The sequence below is a fragment of the Mycobacterium sp. NGS58 genome (assembly GCF_059812385.1).
Genome location: NZ_JCALCO010000001.1, coordinates 17,658 through 33,739, shown reverse-complemented (window position 1 = coordinate 33,739; position 16,082 = coordinate 17,658). Strand labels below are relative to the sequence as shown.

The following is a 16,082-nucleotide window of genomic DNA, read 5'->3' as shown; positions in this document are numbered from 1 at the left end:
TGGCCTGCAAGTCAGCTTGAACATTAATCGGACAGTACGACCGCAAGTTCAGGTAGACCAGTATCGAAGACTCGTCGAGCCCACTTTCCCTCAGTCACGTTCCGCAGTGAGGCTGGCGCGGCGGTGGTTTTGGCCTCGCCTCGCGAGCACTTCTGCCGGTCGGGCGTCACCCGACGGCCGTCGGCGAAGGCTGTACGTCAGTGCCGGTGCCGCGCCTATAACTCCAGCGTGCGAGGGCCACGGCGTCAAATTTCCCTAGATTATCGTTTTTGATGTTCCAATTAAAACCAGCGACAAAAGGTCTGCGTTTACGGCTGCGGAAGGTGCGGTACCGTCCATGCGTTCATTAAACCTAGACCGGCCAAACCCTAACGAGACTTACTACGTCATCATCGGCTGCGGTGTGACCGCGGCGGTCAACTACACCACCCTCCTCGGGACCGGCAGCGACACCTTCGGCGGATACAGAGTCCTCTTCATCGGCGAACCGGAACCCTGGGGCGAGTACGAGCCGCTGTTTATGGGCCAGTGGCCCGGCATCCTCGCCACGCCTTCGTTCCAGCGCCAACTCCAGTCGGTCCGCCAAAACCAGTTCGTCCACAGCACCGATTTCTCCACGCGCATCGACGACCAATGGACCTGGCTCTATAGCCAGCACCCTTTTCTCTATAGCCCGGGACTCGTCACATCCATCAAGTGTCATCCAGTCCATGGCTTCGACGTGACATGGGAAGACAACGGCAGCACTCATCAGGTCCATGCCGCACATCTCGATATTTGCGGGGGGCCCGGGCCCTCACGACGCCTGTGTCGAAACCAGGTCGACGCTGCCCTTTGGCCTTATCCCAACCCGAAGTCTCGGCTCCTCGAAACCGGAGAGTCTTACCTCGGTAAAACCGCCAGAATCGCTCAACCCGGGGAGCGTGTTGCCGTCATCGGGGGCGGTCCCACCGCCGCATGGTGCGTTGAGCGCGCGCTCGCCAACAAAAACGAGGTTCTCTGGGTGAGCGACAAAGATCTCAATCCCGCCTTTGTCTCCAGCCGCCGCAACGACGCCCTTGCCCAAACCCCGCTCTGGCGCGAACGCAAGGACCGCCTTACCAGCGTTACCTACGCCGTTTTCCCAAGCTCGCCCCTGTTGGAATTCGCGGAGTTTCACCACGTGTCTAGAGTGTTCGTTCGCGGTAATAACGTCGGCGTCGACTTCCGTCCGCAGGGCACCGGTCGTCACGTTAACAGTAGATACCAGCAACTTCCGGGTATCAGCCAGGGGTTCTACGCTCAAGCTATTCTGGCTCTCGGTCAAGAAACCGGCTTTCGAAGGTCCTGCCAACACGCACCTGGCTGTGTGCTGACCGGCGAAGACAACTCGTGGGCCACCAGGCTTGACGCCATCCTTTCCGTCGCTTTCCTAAACCGCAACCACCTCATCCTGAAAAACAAGATGGAGGTCGGCCTTCGATCCGACGACGGGAAACTGCGAGTCCTCGGCGCCGCGTTCCTCGCGCACCCCTACGCGGATTCCGTCTTCAAAAACAGCGATTCCGAACTATTTGGCTACGTGGCGTCGCTCAGCGAGCAGGGGCAAGTTAACCGCGGCGCAGCAGTAGCCACCATGACCACCGCCTTAGCCAACGGGTATTTCGATAACCAGCCGAACTACAACCGCAACGGCGCCACGCTGGCCCAACTGAAGGCTCTTCCCGGCATGACACCCCAGCATGCCGAGTTTCTCCACGATGGACGCACACACCGCATTGACCCCATGACGAACGACGAAGCGGCTGCCGTGCACCAATCCACTCGCGACCGTTGCACCTGACTTTCCTATCCGCGGATGGCTGGAACATGTTGCGGCCGCCCAAACTCCAGCCGGTCAATGGGACGTATTCGCCCGCCCTCTAGCATCGGCCGCAGCCATGGAACCGGTGACCTGAGCTCATCTTCCATTGCAACCACGGCTTCATCCCGCACGCGCAGCACCACATCCTGGTCGTACTCCACCTGATTCGCCGGGTCGAACTCATTTCCCAACAAATCCACATGTTCAAGCGCGGGCAGTTGGTCTCTCCACCTCTCGGCGATCGTGGCTACTCCTCGCTGCGTCAAACGATTAGCCGCCAGCGACAGCCAGCGCAGTGAGGCCCACCTCCGCTCCGTCAGCAAATCGATCTCGGCATCGCCCAAGTCCAAGCGCGCCAATCCAAGCGAAATCAACCGCCCCCCCGCCTGCTCCTCCAATGAGGCAAACAGATCAGCTGGATCGCCACTCCCCCGGGGCGGCAACACATCCACGTGTTGGATTGGTGCCAGCGCGACTACCTGCCTTAGCCCCTGGTCCAGGATCTCCGGAACACCCATCTCCACGAGTTCCACGAATCCCCGGTCGAATCGATACCGTCCGGACTGAGGCGCAACAAGCTCATCCGCCGCCAGCCAGTGCCGCTCGTTTTCCTGCAGCAGCCGTCTGCTCTCCCGAGTCAGCACAAACCATTCCGGGTCATCAATGCCCAAAGGCAACCGCGCGATCGCCAGCTGAGTCCGAATAAACCGCGCCCGCGCGGGCTGTCCTTCCCGCTCATACTCGGTCGCGGCTCTCCAACGCAACTGATCATCCTGTGGGGCCGCCGCGATTTCCCTCAGCAACTCCGGGTTTGGCACACCTCCACGATAATTGCATTAACCCGCGCTCACGACCTCTGTCGCCCGATTGCCCTGACGTATTGCTTTGGCGTGCGCGGCCTCACGACAGCACACCGTCCCTGGTGATCCTGAAATGGGATATGTCGTAGGGGGTGGACCCGTCAATGACGAGTTCGGAAAGTATCTTGCCGATCAGCGGTATCATCTTCATGCCCCAGCCGGCTGTGAACACAGCGACGTTCTGATGTCCTGTTCCCACCGTGGGTGGCAAAAAATCTAGCACATACATGTTGTCGGTGAGGTCCGCGTGCAGACAGGTGCCCGTATAGTTCGGCCGCGCGTCGACACCCACGCAGTGCTGGGCAACGAAATCGGCGGTAATTTGCAGGTCGTTGGCCGCAGGAACGATCTTGCGTTCGGCGGGATTTTTGATGACGTTGACCGCATTGTCGACCGCGATGCGCACCAGGTTTGGCGGGCCCCACGAGACTGTAGGAAAGCCGTAGAACAAATTCGACTTGGCCGGATCATTGCCGGCGGAGGCGAGGAACTGAAACCATATGCTAGGAAACAGCGTCCCCCCGGGGCCGGCGTCGGCGGCATAATATCCATACACCATTTCCCAGATTCGCATATCGATGTGCAGCCCGACACTGTTGAGGACGTCGTTGGTGTAGGCGCCGCAGGTGACTATGCATTTGGATGCCTCGACGGTCTGTATGTCTCCTGCGGTGAAGGTCACGCTGACACCGCTTTCACTGATGTCGAGGTTTGTGGCTTGAGCGTGCGCCAACAGTGTCGCACCGTACGACTGGGACAGTCGGTGCAGGCTCCGCAACAGCAACGGCACGTTGATACAACCATTGGTGGGCGCGAAGATACCAACGAAGTTGCTCGGCAGGTTGCGCAACGGATAGCGCCGCATGATCTGGTCGACTTTTAAGACTTCGTACGGCAGGCCCAGCCGCTCCATGTTGTCGATCGGCCCCATCAGATTGCCCTCCGGGCCGGCCGGATAGTCAGGGTCTCCGAAGTTCAGCAGCCCGGTCATCCATATGAGTGCTTGGCCGGCGTCAGCTTCCAACTCGCGCCAAGTGTCGATGGACTGAAACGCCAGGGTGGCCATAAAGTCTTCTGTGTAGGCGGTGCGAAACATTCGCACGAGGTCGTTCGAACTCCCGGATTGGTTGAAAAAGTTAAACTGCTCCAACAGCAGCACCGATTTTCCCGCCTTGGCGCAATAATACGCTGACGCCAAACCCATTGGGCCGCCACCGATTACGATGACGTCGTAACGATCACTCATCGTGGGCTCTCCTGCTCTAGCTCTAGGGGACGCGAGAAGCGTCCCGACGCTACGCGTTCCCAGTGCACCGTTATGGCCTCCTATCACTGCGGTCGGCCAGCGTCAAAGTTGCGGTCGTCACCACCGTCGCACGGTGGGACCTCCCTGACCGACACGGGTTGTCAACAGCTTCGTGCAGTCATGATCGCACCAGTGCTTTTCGTTGTTGGCCAATTCGATGAGATGGGGGCCGGCGACGATGCCGGGGTGCCGGACGACAAGCACTAGCGTCGTGCAGAGCGCAGGAACTTGTTTGCCTCTTCGTTCGCCCGCCAACTAACTGTGGGCTCGGGGAGATCTCGACTGCGCTATACCGTTGATGCGCGCCGCCGTCGACAATCTGGTCTGCGACGGACAGTGCTGGCGTGGGGCCTTCCCGCGACACGTGTTCTGGTGTAAACAATTCTCCATCGCGGGATCGAGGCTCACATGACCGAAGCCCAGGCCGCAAAGGACCGATTAGCGGGTCGCCGACGGACTACGATCTAGTCTTGCCGCGACATCTGACTGCTGCGACTACACGCCAGTTGGCGCGGGCGCAGGGCGCCGCGTATCTGCACCTGCGACCGCTACCCGCTATCACACAAGATCTCTTGGCTTCGAGGGGCATATCACGTGGGCCGACGCGATGCTGTGATGCGGTCTCAGAACTAAAGATTCCGGACCTCCCCGCACCGGGTCGCAGGCATCAGAAGCTGCGAGGTCGGGGAGTCCGGGTTTCTGGTGTCACACGAGAGTCCGCCTTTTCCCGGATCTGACACCGGATGAATTATCGGACCGCAACGGTTCCATATGAGCATGAGCACCGCCGCGTACTTCCGGGTGTCCACCGGCCAGCAGTCCATCGACCAGCAGCACGACGCCCTCGGCGCCGCAGGCATCACCCCAGACCGGATCTTCACCGACACCGCCTCTGGCCGCGGTGGTAGTGACCGTCCGGGTTGGGCGGACTGCATGGGTTGGCTTCGTGAAGGCGATCAACTCATCGTCGTCGCCGTAGATCGGCTCGGGCGGTCCGTCCGGGAAGTCGCGACGGCCCTTCATGAGCTGACCACGCGTGGCGTTCATGTCCGGTCCCTGCGGGAAGGAGTGGACACCAGCACCCCGACGGGGCGCGCTGTCACCAGCATCATGGCAACGATCGCGGAGCTGGAACTGGAACTGGGCAAAGAGCGCCGAGCCGCTTCCCGGGAGGCCCGGATCACTCGAGGGTTGCCTGCGACAAAACCGATGAAACTTGATGTGGCCCAACAGAAAAGACTGCTGCGCCTCTATCAGCAGGGAGAGCCAGTCAGTGAGTTGACGACTCTCTTTGGCGTCAGCCGAAGCACGGTGTTCCGGACCCTGAAGGTGCTAAGGCTGACTGATCCGGTTATCAATCGCGCCTGACTACGTAAATGCTCGGACACTGCGGATGTGGCAGGCTATTTCTGGGACCAACTTCTGAAACACGCCGACCGGGGAAATCGCTTGACCTACAGGCCGGTTGTCGCATGTCGCATATCTGGTCTGTTTCGAGACGACGCATCGCGCCGACAGCGGCGCCCGCGATTGCGATGGTCTTGATGACCATCTCGACGGTCTCGTCGTCCGGTTCGTACCGATCGGGGAATAGATTTGACCATTAGCACATACGCTGACCCAGCTAGTTGGCTCAAAAGCCCTCGAGCATGATCGTCTTCTCTCGGCGGACGTCTCCGCTGGTCCATGTCACCAGCAGGTGCGGCTGATTCGGGCCCCGCCAAACGGGCCGAAGCCATAGCTCGATGTAGCCACCCGGGTCAACCGACTTCTGCCGGCGCACGTAGTCATTTCCACCGGCGTCGAGTTGCGCATCGACCGCGGCGATCTCGATGAGGCTCACCTCAGACTCGCTCGTGTTGTACAGGAAGAACACATCGCCGTCATGGTGCACGAGCTGCCAGTCTCGTTCCGGCAGTCTCCCGTTCATCACGTCCCCCTTGTCCGGCTGCTCACCGCAGTTTAACCAGGTCGGCAACGGACAATTGGGGCTGGTACTACGTTGAAGTGGCCTCCGGTCCCCCACCTAGGCAACGCATAGCAGGCACACGACGAGGTCGCATCAGAGGTCCGGGAGTTACAGCACTACCCCGCCTGGGGGCGCCAATTGCCATCGGGAACACCCGGTTGATCCACGCCACACAACGACCACTGCGCAAGCGAACGACGCATCACTTCGCTGGCAGGGGCATCGGCAAGGGTCAAATAGAAGTAGGGCTCGTCGCCGGGGCGGAAGTGAACTTCAAAGCCGTGCGCCTCACCGGCATCAAGGGCATCGATCGCTTCATCGGCATTGACCGGGGTGGCTGCGGGATGGACCGCATACACGTCACCGATCATCAGCTCGCGACCGCCGATGGTCACGGCGTGCGGTCCTCCGGGCCACACAATCGATTGTGGTCCCCGCAATGCAGCCCGCACTTCGGGAGTGTCGTTGCCGGTCATCCGCATAGTGAATCGCGGTGCGCGAGGTGAAGCGACAATATGGCCTTCAATTAATAGACGTGCGACTCGGATATTCACCCGATCACCGGGGTGCATGTATTCCGGGATGTCGAAGAATTGGCCGGTGTGGCGCTGAACGACATCGAGGTCGTACGCGAACTGCTCGATCGCCAGCAGGTCGGCTTCGTAGTCCTGAGCGGAATCGGAGACATCAGATAAGCGCATCGCTACGAGGAGGTCGCCGTTGATGCGGGCTTCGAGGCGAGGGGCATAGCGCAGCATACGGCGAGTTGACAGGGCCCGCTCAACAACCGACGGCGGCACAGCACCATAGTCGAGTTCGAGGTCAATCCCGGATCCAGGGCGTTCCTGCGTATCAGTGACCGATTCGACATCGTGCGGTACCCGAAGCCTCACCTGCAGGTGACTATCGCAGAACATGGCTTCGATGGATCCACCGATCGGGCCCGCCGCCGCGTGGGTGATCTGTCCTTCATAACTGGCGATCACGGTGCCTTCGTCCAACGCACGGAGTTCAAGGAGCTGTCCGACGCCGGGCCCGCTGGGGCCCGAACTGATCTCGACGGCGCCGGGCGGGTAGTCACCGGCGATGAATTCTGGCCCATCGAAGCGCACAGACCTTACGACCTCTCGAGGAATCCGTATCCCCTGGGATGTTGCATAGCCGACGTCACGCTGTAGCTGTCGCTGCAATTCAGCGTGCTCATCGCTCAACTCACCGATTTCGACCGTGAAGCCAATCGGGCTGCGCCGCGGAGCGTCGGAGTCCCTGGGCCGAATGACAAGCTCGGTGGTGTCGTCGCGCTGTGCGAAGTCGACCGCCCAGTCCAGGTCGGCCGCGGCAACGAGGCTGCCGAGGTTGCGGACCCGGGCCGTGACATCCGAAATACCGCCAAGAAGAGCTGCTTGCTCTTGGTTGAAATCGCGGGCCATCTCCCGGAGTTCGGTTGTCGCGTTCCGGTGAACGTAGGCCTCAATAGCTGGAGCATCCGCCATCCAGGCATCCAGGTCATCGCGATCGATAACCGTGATTCTTGGTGGCACCTGGCCACCATTCAGTTGTTGGACATATTCGTGCTCTGAATTCCTGCACAGACACGGCACCACCAACGTCGCCTCCTCTGGCGAGTGCCTTTTCGCAGTCTGAAACGAGTCCCGGATACCGGCGCGGCGTCTACCCCACACCGATGAAAACCCCTCGGGGGAGTACTTCAACTGAAGAATCCGGAGACGGCCGTCATGAAATCTGACTTCGATGTCCATGCCGTCATCACCGCCACTACCGTTGATCGCGCGCGCCCGATCCCCGAACCGGTGGCGCACCAAAGCTTCGACGGTCCGATCGAATTGGAGTTGACCTAGGTTGGCCCAATCGACGGTCATGGCGCAAAGGACGGTACGCCGTTACAACGACACCGCAAGCGACCCGCCGTGGATCGCCTCGGCACAAGGTACTGGGCGAACAGCGATGCGATGGCGCCGCGTCCACCAAGGCAATGCTGCGATCCAAACCTGCCCGTACCTCACCGCCGAGAACGCCGACGACGATGAGGAGCGCGAGAAGCTGCTCGACGCCATCCAGACCCTCCCGCCGCTAACGGAGTGGCCACCCGAAAGTCGGGAAAAGCTCTGGAAGACTTGTCAATTCGTAACGAGCCTCGCCCGAAGATCTCAAGCGGAGGGGCGAGACTCATGGTGGCGGTGACCAATACTAACCGGGGTACCGGCATAGTGGGTATCGAAAGCCTAGGCCTGCCCGGTCACCGGTGATGAACGCCGGTATTTGTGGAGGTGTTCGTCGCGACGCTCGGCTATCAGACCCTTTCGGGTGCGGCGCTGATTAGTCCCAGTACGCCGGATCGGTCGGAGGATCCAAGTAGCATGCCGCGCGGAGGGTGGCGAGGGCGTCTGCGGCTGATCTGGCCTCTTCTAAGTCCAAGAGTTCCCGCTTCATAACCATAGCTAGGTCACCGCGCTGTCTACGCCAAGCACTTACCTTGACGGAGGCGGTAACGTCATAGATCCCCTTGACCTCCACAGGGATCTCATCGACCAAAAAGTCTGGGGCGTATCGCACGATTTCACCGTCGTCGATATCGACCTCGCACACCCCCATCGCGGCCCGGTCCCACACCTGCCAAGCAATACCAAGTCGATCGCAGTTTGTGACGAACCTGACTTCCGCTGTGGAGTCCAATCGGGTGCCGTTGTAGTTGTAGCGGCCAGCACCGGCTACGGCGGATGCCTTACCAGCGCTCACCGCCCTCCTGAAGGCCATTTGTTCTTCATATGAACGGCGAGCACCAGGATTAGATAAGTCTCGCTCACGAGCGATCCAGGAGCGCACGGTTTCTTCTGGGCAGCTCATTGTGCGCGCCACCGCAGGCACTGATAGCCCACTGTCGAATAACTCTATGGCGCGATCGCGAGCATCGGCTCCATGAACACTACGGGACTCTGTGAGCCCGAGTTGGGCCAGCCATTTCTGGGCGGTGGACATTCCTACACCAAATTCTTGGGCCACCCTGGCCGCCGAACCCATCATGCGTTGCTGACGTGTGTGCCAGCGCTTACTGCGTTCCCAAGCGTCGGGGAGTTGATCCTTGACTCGCTCGAACCTCACGTCCATGGAGAAGCGACCGCTCGCCTTTTTTCTCGTCGTAGCAACTCCCCATCGCATACGCGCTTTCCGCACAGCTTCTTGCGAGGCCCCGTAGTCCTGGGCGATTTGTTGATCAGTTTCGCCAGCTGCATACCGCTTTATAATTTCGTCTTTGTGGACGTCAAGAGAAGAGCGAGGACCACGCCTGTGGCCCTTAATTCCGTACCGGTGGCGATAACTGGAAATAGCCTTCGCTGTGACGCTTACTGGAAGGGCCTGAGCTACCTCTTCATCCGTCATTTTGTCTCCCAGATAGAGGCGTCTAATTTCACCGTCATACTGGTTGAGTTCACTCATGACACCACTTTACTGCACAGGCTGAAAGTGGTCAAGCCACGAGAAAGCCCCGCTATTTCTAGTCGGGGCTTAACTCGTCCTAACTGTTGAATCCAGATAAATCAGCTGGGTTGAGCGTCACGATTTACGGAGAATCACGATACCTCTCGGATTCAAAATCGCCATACCAACTAATTCATCCAGAGTCCAGCCCTTATGGAACTGCTCGACGAGATTGTTCTCCTCGACGTCCAGGCTGTACATGACCGGGAAGACGCCCAAGAAGGACGGGTCCGGAGTCAGGTACGTGGTTCCTGGCGGGATGATGATCGATTTGCCGATCTGGAACTCACCGAACTGGACGATACGCTCGCCAGCAACGACTGAGTCCTTGAACGCCCAACCCGTGGTGTTGATGTCCCAGCGATAGAAATCGCGGTACTCCTGGGGGTTGCACAGCAAACGAGTGCTGTCCAAAAGGCGCTGGTCGGTGAATGTCACTGCCGTATAGAGGTCGTCCGGCGACAGGTAGGTGCCTGCAACCTGGATCTCGTTCTAATCAATTCCCATATATCAAGTAATAGTACATTCCGCTATTTCGCGTCGACATATGGCGTCGATTGCTTTCGAGGTAACCAATTGCATCCGGCGAGAATTAGTTACCGCTGCGGTGAATTCCGACCAAAGTTCTGGCTCTTGCCCAGTGGTGCTGAAATCCGACAAGATCGCCATTGGACTCCGGGACCCGCCTTCTGACCAAATCGGCTTTGTGCCCTTCAAGCAATAGGAGGCGAGTCGTTTTTCGGTATCCAGTTCCAGGGCTTTCAAATTTTGGCCATTCATGTGTGCGCTGCCCCCTCGGCTGCAAATTCTGCGCACGAACCTGCCGGCAACCGAGGCCTTCAGATCTTCAAGGTCGGGTTCCGCGAGCGCGCCATCGAGGAGCAGGAGGACATGAAGGTGGGCGTTCCAACCGGTAACTGGGTGGTGTACGACCTCGGCGATCCGCACATACCCGCGGGCGCCGAAGACGTCCCGGTTGCTACGCCACGCCGGCCCCCGCGCAACTGCGGTCCATGCATCCTCTAGCCGGTCCCAAAGGCCCGCGAGACCAGCGTCGGCGTCGTGGCGCTGGGTGAGAGTCAGCAACGCCGCGTCATGGCCTTGAGACGTCCATCCGATCAGCCTTTTCCCGAGCTTGGCCGACTCAGCGCACGCGGCCGCGTAACCACATGTCGGGCATAGCCATTTGCGACGGCAGTGTACGGTTCGCTCGCGACTCCCACTGGCTGATCCGGCGCCAAGCCTGATCTTGCGGCCGCAGCCACTGAGAAGTGGATCGTCGGAGATCGACGCCCCGAAGTCACGGAGGTCTCGCAGGTGTTCCAGTGAGAAGGTGATGTTTTCGGCTTCTGAAACATCCCCATGAGAAGGCCTGCGAACAACGGCAATGCTCATCCGCCGACTTCCGGTAAGACCGCACCCGGAGCAGCGCCTGACCCGACCAGTGGTGGTGAAACTGCGCTGGCGCGCCTGATAATGCATTCGACGCATTTGCCCGTCGACGAACCCAGCTTGGACCCACAGTTCGGACAGACGTTGCCTTCCTGTTCGCCGGATCGGTCTGCACCGGCCTGATCTTTCCGGTCTCCGGCGATCTCGCGCTTGAGCTTTTCGCCGGGTCGGGCGAACCGCTCGTCGCTGGTCTCGGATCCGGCGGTCGACCGGGCCAGTTCAGTGCCGACATGCTGTGCTACCTCGCGACGCGAATGTTCGTGGGTAGCCGCTACATCCGCGACATCCGCGACAGTGTCTGATGATTCCTGGTCAGCGGACTTTCCAGGTGTAGCGGCGACGTAGCGCTGACCCGTCGGGGCGCTACCTTCCGCTACACCCCGATCTGCAGTGTCGCTGTTGTTGCCTACGTAGCGCCCCTCGTGCGCTGGAAGCCACCGCGTCCATGCCTGCCCAAGACCAGTGTCGCCTTCGACGGTGTACCCCTTGAGGACGGAATCCCCGATGCGGACGTCGTGGGATTCCACCCCGTATCTCTTCAACTCTTTGGCTAGGCGGAGTTTGTCCAGCGGCTTGCCGGGCAGGTCTGCCCACTCCGAACTCGTATCCGAGGTCAACGCTCGAACGATGGTGGCGGAGTGCATCCGGTCGTTGTCACCGAATTTTTCCCGAATGTCACGAAGCAGCCGGATGCCAAGGGAAACGCGGTCGTCGTCGAGATCGGTCTCGAGCTCGAAGTGCCGGCAAGCCTCGCGAGCACGTCCCGGCCAATCTCCGCCGGCGGCATCGGCTATCGCCAAGAGAGTCTCCCAGCACTCTGCACGCCGATCCCGGACGCCATCGGGGATATCTGGGCGCATCGCGCCCAATTCTTCGAGATGATCACTCGCCCAGGCCCGCAGGCGTTTTCGCAACGGCGCCGCCGCCTCCTCGGCATCACGGATGCGGAAGTCATCGACATGCTCGCCCGGAGCCCTCCGCTGCATGTGGAATACCACGGCGCGATCAAGGACGGTGCGCATGTGCTTGGCGACGGATCCGCCGATCAGCCCGGCCAGCGCAACGGGTGCAAAAACCGGAAACTCTGTTACCGCGATGTTCTGGGATTCGCGACCACAGCGGTCCACGGTGGCGCCGCGCTTATACCCCGAATTGAACAGCGCCCGGAGGTCCTCGGCTTGCGTATTGCGGGTATTGCCGAAAACAGCATCGCATTCGTCTTGCAAAATTGTCGGCGGCACCTCTTGTGCCTGAATGCGTCGATATAGAGCGGCCGGGCTCGTGCTCAACGTGAGCTTTGCGTTGCAGCACAAGAGCTGAAGGATCTCCAACACCCTGGTCTTTCCGGATCCAGGTTCAGGTGAACTGAACACGAGCCTCGGTGTGGTGTAGAACGCGTTCACAGACCACGTGTGGGCGATCCAGAGGCACAGCACCAAAAGGTGGTGCGGCGTCGGCAGCACCAGAAACCGGCCGGCGAAGGACTCAATGTCGGCCAGCAGCTCCGCGCCGTCGACCGGGGGGCCGTCCCAAACGTCAGGGTCTTCGACGACCAAATCTGGTTCAAGATCAACAGGTTCCATGTCGATCGTCATCGACGCCGGCTGATCCCCACCCGGCAGTTCACTTGGCTGCTGGTTCACCCTTGCCCACCTCCTGCAGGCTCTCGGTGCGGTGTGCAGCAAGGTAGCGGGCCACGTCGGTCCGCAGGTACCGCACTCGGCGCCCGATTTTGATGTAGGGAATGCCGCTGCGGTGGTACCGATCCTGGGCGAGTGAGGCCTCAGTAGTGCCCAACAAAGGAGCTAGTTCCCGCGCCGTGGCTACCGCGGGCAGCACCGTCACGTCGATGCCCGTATCACTGGCCAACCGGGCCAAGTCGCCATCGGTCGGATCTTCTGCAGGCATCTCGATGCCCCTCTCGCCATCAAGTCGCTAGGTTTCCAGCGACGCGAGGTCATGTCTACCCACCGGAAACCATTTCGTCAAGTCGCTGGTTTCCTAGTGGGTTCACACGGCCTAAAGTAAGGTGAGTCCGTGGCTGACTCGCTAGGAAAAGTGATGGGCACCGGTGCCAGGGAATTGCGAATCGATGCGGGAGTCACGTTGGAAGAGTTAGCGAGCGCGGCGCAGCGATACGGGCTGCGCTGGACATCGGGTCGCGTAGGTGACTTCGAAGCAGGACGAACGGCACCGAGCTTGCCGATGTACGTCGCCGCCGTCGCAGCGCTCGGGGACCTAATCGGGCGACCAGTATCACTGGCCGAGCTAGTAACCGGTAGGGGCGAGGTTCAAATAACTTCTGAGTTCAGCCTCAAGAAATCGCAGTTACGGCGTGCGCTCACCGGTGAGAGCTTCACGTTACCCATACCCATGTCCTCGTCGCTGCTCAAGACGGCGAACAAGGTAATTAACGATGCGGCCGTTACCGCAAGCTGGCCACCATTACTACGTGCCATAAGCCCCGAACTTCGGCTGAGCGTGCTGGAGGACTTCAGGGAATCCGACGTGCGCATGTGCAAGAACCTGGGCGTAGATCAGGCGTTAGGCGCAGCCGCAATGGCAGCGCTTTGGGAACAACCTTTCACGGGCGAACGTGATAAGCGCGCCGGGCCACAGGCCAATGCCCAACGACGAGGGCAGATTTCACGTCGACTAAAGGCCGAGCTAGAACAGGTAATCCACCATGGCAACCATTGAACGTTACCAAACTACCAGCGGCACAATGCTTTACCGTGTCCGTTACCGCACCCCCGACCGTCGATCGACCCAAAAGCGGGGATTCCGCACCAAACGCGATGCCGAACTATTCGCGGCCACGGTCGAGGTGACCAAGGTTCGAGGCGAGTACATCGCCCCGTCCCTCGGACGGGCCACCATCGGAGCACTCGCTACCGACTGGCTCGCTCGGAAACGACAGGCATGCGCGCCATCTCATTATCGGATGCTCGAATCGGCTTGGCGCGTACACGTCGCCCCGCGGTGGGGCGCAGTCGCGGTCACCGACGTCGATCTCCTCGGGGTCGAGGCGTGGATCAGTAGCATGCGCGCCAGAGGGGCCGGCACCACAACCGTGCTGCGGGCCCATGGTGTGCTGTCCGGCATATTGTCCGACGCCGTGAAAGCCAAACGGCTGTCGGCGAATCCAGCTAAGGGTGTCGACAACCTTCCGCGCAAGACTGCCAAACGCCGCGTCTACTTGAACGGCGCTGATGTTCACCGACTTGCCGATGAAGCCGGACAGCACCGCGTACTCGTCTTGGTGCTGGCGTACACCGGCATCCGGTGGGGAGAAGCGGCGGCCTTGCGGGTAAAGGACATCGAGTTTCTGCGACGGCGAATCTCGGTATCGGAGAATGCCGTGCAACTTGGTGTCACCCATGCCGTGGGACCGACCAAAGGCCGTAAGGAACGCTCGGTTCCGGTGCCCGCCTTCGTCCTCGAGGAGTTGTCCGTGCAGTGCCGGGGGAAGGGTACCGACGAGTTGGTGTTCTCCGCGCAGGACGGCCAATACCTTCCGCGGCCCAAGTCGTCCGGCGGTTGGTTCGCCGCGGCCGTGGCCAGAGCCGGAGTCCAGAAGATTACGCCGCATGATTTGCGGCACAGCTGCGCCAGCCTGGCGGTGTCAGCCGGGGTCAACGTTTTGGCGCTGCAGCGGATGCTAGGCCACCAGAGCGCGAAGGTCACGCTCGATACCTACAGCGACTTGTTTGACGACGATCTCGATGCGGTCGCCACGACTTTGGACGACCGGTATTCACCCAAGGTTGTGGCCAAAATGTGGCCAGCAGGCGCACGAGTGCAACCGTAGCAAACTGCTAAACATACTCCTACCTGCGATTTCTCGCCGGTAGTTTTGGCGGTGGCGGAGGGATTTGAACCCTCGGACGGTTTTAGCCGTCACACGCTTTCGAGGCGTGCTCCTTAGGCCGCTCGGACACGCCACCGCCGAGGAGCTTACCCAACCGGATGCCCGTCACCCCAATCGCTGGCGGGCGAAGAAGGCCTCCAGTGGCGCAGCGCACTCCTGCGCCAGCACACCACCGCGCACTTCCGGGCGATGGTTGAGCCGCCGATCGCGGACCACGTCCCACAACGACCCGACCGCTCCGGTCTTGGGCTCCCAGGCGCCGAATACCAGCCGGGCGACCCGCGACAGCACCAGCGCGCCCGCGCACATGGTGCACGGTTCGACGGTGACCGCCAGCGTCGTGCCTTCCAGCCGCCACCCGTCACCGAGCACCTCGGCCGCCGCGCGCAGCGCCAGGATCTCGGCGTGCGCCGTCGGGTCTCCCCACGCCTCGCGGGCATTGACCGCACGGGCCAGTTCGGTTCCGTCCCGTGCGATCACCACCGCGCCGATGGGCACGTCGCGGGGACCCGCCGTCGCGGCAACCGATAGTGCGGAGCGGATCAGGTCCTCGTCACTGATCACCGACGGAGCCCAATAGCCGCGCCCGGCTCCGCCGCGCTTGCGATCACCGACCGGTCCTGATGGCGGCGACCCGCCGCGCCCGGCTCCGCCGCGCTTGCGATCACCGACCGAGGCGGTCGATCACCGCGGACAACTGATCGGCGAAGCCCATCTCGCGTGCGATGCGGCCCAACTGCTCGTCGGCGTACAGATCGGCCTCGTCGAGGATGACCCCCAGCACGGCCTCGGGCAACCCGACGTCGGATAACAGCCCCAGGTCGCCCTCTTCGAAGGGATCCGAGTCCTCGAGATCCTCCGGATCTATGTCGGCGTCCAACTTGTCGAGCACTTCCGCGGCGATGTCGTAGTCCAGCGCGGCGGTGGCATCGGAGAGCAACAACCGCGTCCCCGACGGAGCCGGCCGCACGATGACGAAGAATTCGTCGTCCACGTCCAGTAGGCCGAAGACCGCCCCGGAACTGCGCAATTCGCGCAGCTCCGTCTCCGCGGCCGACAGGCTCGACAGCGACTTACGGGCCATCGGAGCGCAGCGCCACTGCCCCTCTTCACGCACCACCGCAACACCGAAACCGTCCGGAGTGTCGGCGGACAGGCGCTGGGCGGAGGCCCGTTGTGCTCCCATGGGCGCTTACGGTAGTCCCTGACCAGGCCCCTGACCAGATGGCGCCTGGTCGCCGCGGGGTCTGGCGGCGCCGTTGCCGGCCGGATGTGCCAACCTT

Annotated in this window: 15 protein-coding genes and 1 tRNA gene; 4 read left to right on the top strand and 12 right to left on the bottom strand. The window is 61.1% G+C overall.

What is annotated here, in order from left to right; all coding sequences use genetic code 11:
- Positions 1 to 337 precede the first annotated feature (337 nt).
- The gene (locus AC5Y4H_RS00175) at positions 338 to 1,822 is read left to right on the top strand and encodes a hypothetical protein (protein WP_499977522.1); all 1,485 of its coding nucleotides are present in this window, start codon (positions 338 to 340) and stop codon (positions 1,820 to 1,822) included.
- A 5-nt stretch (positions 1,823 to 1,827) separates the two neighbouring features.
- Here the strand turns inward: AC5Y4H_RS00175 and AC5Y4H_RS00170 are convergent, their stop codons facing one another.
- Both AC5Y4H_RS00170 and AC5Y4H_RS00165 read right to left on the bottom strand, forming a co-directional pair.
- Positions 1,828 to 2,661, bottom strand: coding sequence for a hypothetical protein (locus AC5Y4H_RS00170; protein WP_499977520.1), 834 nt, complete (start codon positions 2,659 to 2,661; stop codon positions 1,828 to 1,830).
- Positions 2,662 to 2,743: 82 nt separating this feature from the next.
- On the bottom strand, positions 2,744 to 3,949 hold the full coding sequence (locus AC5Y4H_RS00165; RefSeq protein ID WP_499977519.1) for an FAD-dependent oxidoreductase: 1,206 nt from the start codon (positions 3,947 to 3,949) through the stop codon (positions 2,744 to 2,746).
- Positions 3,950 to 4,786: 837 nt separating this feature from the next.
- Here AC5Y4H_RS00165 and AC5Y4H_RS00160 point away from each other — a divergent pair.
- The gene (locus AC5Y4H_RS00160; protein WP_499977518.1) at positions 4,787 to 5,377 is read left to right on the top strand and encodes a recombinase family protein; all 591 of its coding nucleotides are present in this window, start codon (positions 4,787 to 4,789) and stop codon (positions 5,375 to 5,377) included.
- A 265-nt stretch (positions 5,378 to 5,642) separates the two neighbouring features.
- Here the strand turns inward: AC5Y4H_RS00160 and AC5Y4H_RS00155 are convergent, their stop codons facing one another.
- The 7 genes from AC5Y4H_RS00155 to AC5Y4H_RS00125 all read right to left on the bottom strand — a co-directional run bounded on the left by AC5Y4H_RS00155 (position 5,643) and on the right by AC5Y4H_RS00125 (position 12,836).
- Positions 5,643 to 5,939, bottom strand: coding sequence for a hypothetical protein (locus AC5Y4H_RS00155; RefSeq protein WP_499977517.1), 297 nt, complete (start codon positions 5,937 to 5,939; stop codon positions 5,643 to 5,645).
- 155 nt (positions 5,940 to 6,094) lie between these two features.
- Positions 6,095 to 7,858, bottom strand: a complete 1,764-nt coding sequence (locus AC5Y4H_RS00150) for a hypothetical protein (RefSeq protein WP_499977514.1) — start codon at positions 7,856 to 7,858, stop codon at positions 6,095 to 6,097.
- 457 nt (positions 7,859 to 8,315) lie between these two features.
- Complete coding sequence (locus tag AC5Y4H_RS00145) at positions 8,316 to 9,434, bottom strand: hypothetical protein (RefSeq protein WP_499977512.1); 1,119 nt, start codon at positions 9,432 to 9,434, stop codon at positions 8,316 to 8,318.
- A 117-nt stretch (positions 9,435 to 9,551) separates the two neighbouring features.
- Positions 9,552 to 9,962, bottom strand: a complete 411-nt coding sequence (locus tag AC5Y4H_RS00140; protein WP_499978078.1) for an HK97-fold major capsid protein — start codon at positions 9,960 to 9,962, stop codon at positions 9,552 to 9,554.
- A gap of 24 nt (positions 9,963 to 9,986) precedes the next feature.
- Positions 9,987 to 10,871, bottom strand: a complete 885-nt coding sequence (locus tag AC5Y4H_RS00135; RefSeq protein ID WP_499977511.1) for a protein rep — start codon at positions 10,869 to 10,871, stop codon at positions 9,987 to 9,989.
- Positions 10,868 to 12,523, bottom strand: coding sequence for a DUF3631 domain-containing protein (locus AC5Y4H_RS00130; RefSeq protein ID WP_499977509.1), 1,656 nt, complete (start codon positions 12,521 to 12,523; stop codon positions 10,868 to 10,870). Before AC5Y4H_RS00130 ends, AC5Y4H_RS00135 begins: the two co-directional genes overlap by 4 nt.
- Positions 12,524 to 12,551: 28 nt before the next feature.
- Positions 12,552 to 12,836: a helix-turn-helix domain-containing protein gene (locus AC5Y4H_RS00125; protein WP_499977507.1), complete on the bottom strand. Its 285-nt coding sequence runs from the start codon at positions 12,834 to 12,836 to the stop codon at positions 12,552 to 12,554.
- A gap of 129 nt (positions 12,837 to 12,965) precedes the next feature.
- On the opposite strand from AC5Y4H_RS00125, the gene AC5Y4H_RS00120 reads away from it, so the two are divergent.
- Both AC5Y4H_RS00120 and AC5Y4H_RS00115 read left to right on the top strand, forming a co-directional pair.
- Positions 12,966 to 13,628 carry a hypothetical protein gene (locus AC5Y4H_RS00120; protein WP_499977504.1) on the top strand — a complete coding sequence of 221 codons (663 nt, stop codon included), beginning with the start codon at positions 12,966 to 12,968 and terminating at the stop codon, positions 13,626 to 13,628.
- Entirely contained in the window at positions 13,615 to 14,739 is a 1,125-nt protein-coding gene (locus AC5Y4H_RS00115) for a tyrosine-type recombinase/integrase (protein ID WP_499977501.1), read from the top strand. The genes AC5Y4H_RS00120 and AC5Y4H_RS00115 overlap by 14 nt, the downstream gene beginning before the upstream one ends.
- Positions 14,740 to 14,785: 46 nt before the next feature.
- Here the strand turns inward: AC5Y4H_RS00115 and AC5Y4H_RS00110 are convergent.
- From AC5Y4H_RS00110 to AC5Y4H_RS00100, 3 genes are all read right to left on the bottom strand, one after another.
- Positions 14,786 to 14,875, bottom strand: a tRNA-Ser gene (locus tag AC5Y4H_RS00110).
- 29 nt (positions 14,876 to 14,904) lie between these two features.
- Positions 14,905 to 15,363 carry a nucleoside deaminase gene (locus tag AC5Y4H_RS00105; RefSeq protein ID WP_499977499.1) on the bottom strand — a complete coding sequence of 153 codons (459 nt, stop codon included), beginning with the start codon at positions 15,361 to 15,363 and terminating at the stop codon, positions 14,905 to 14,907.
- Between the two features lie 100 nt (positions 15,364 to 15,463).
- Positions 15,464 to 15,985: a tRNA adenosine deaminase-associated protein gene (locus tag AC5Y4H_RS00100; RefSeq protein WP_499977496.1), complete on the bottom strand. Its 522-nt coding sequence runs from the start codon at positions 15,983 to 15,985 to the stop codon at positions 15,464 to 15,466.
- Positions 15,986 to 16,082: the final 97 nt, after the last annotated feature.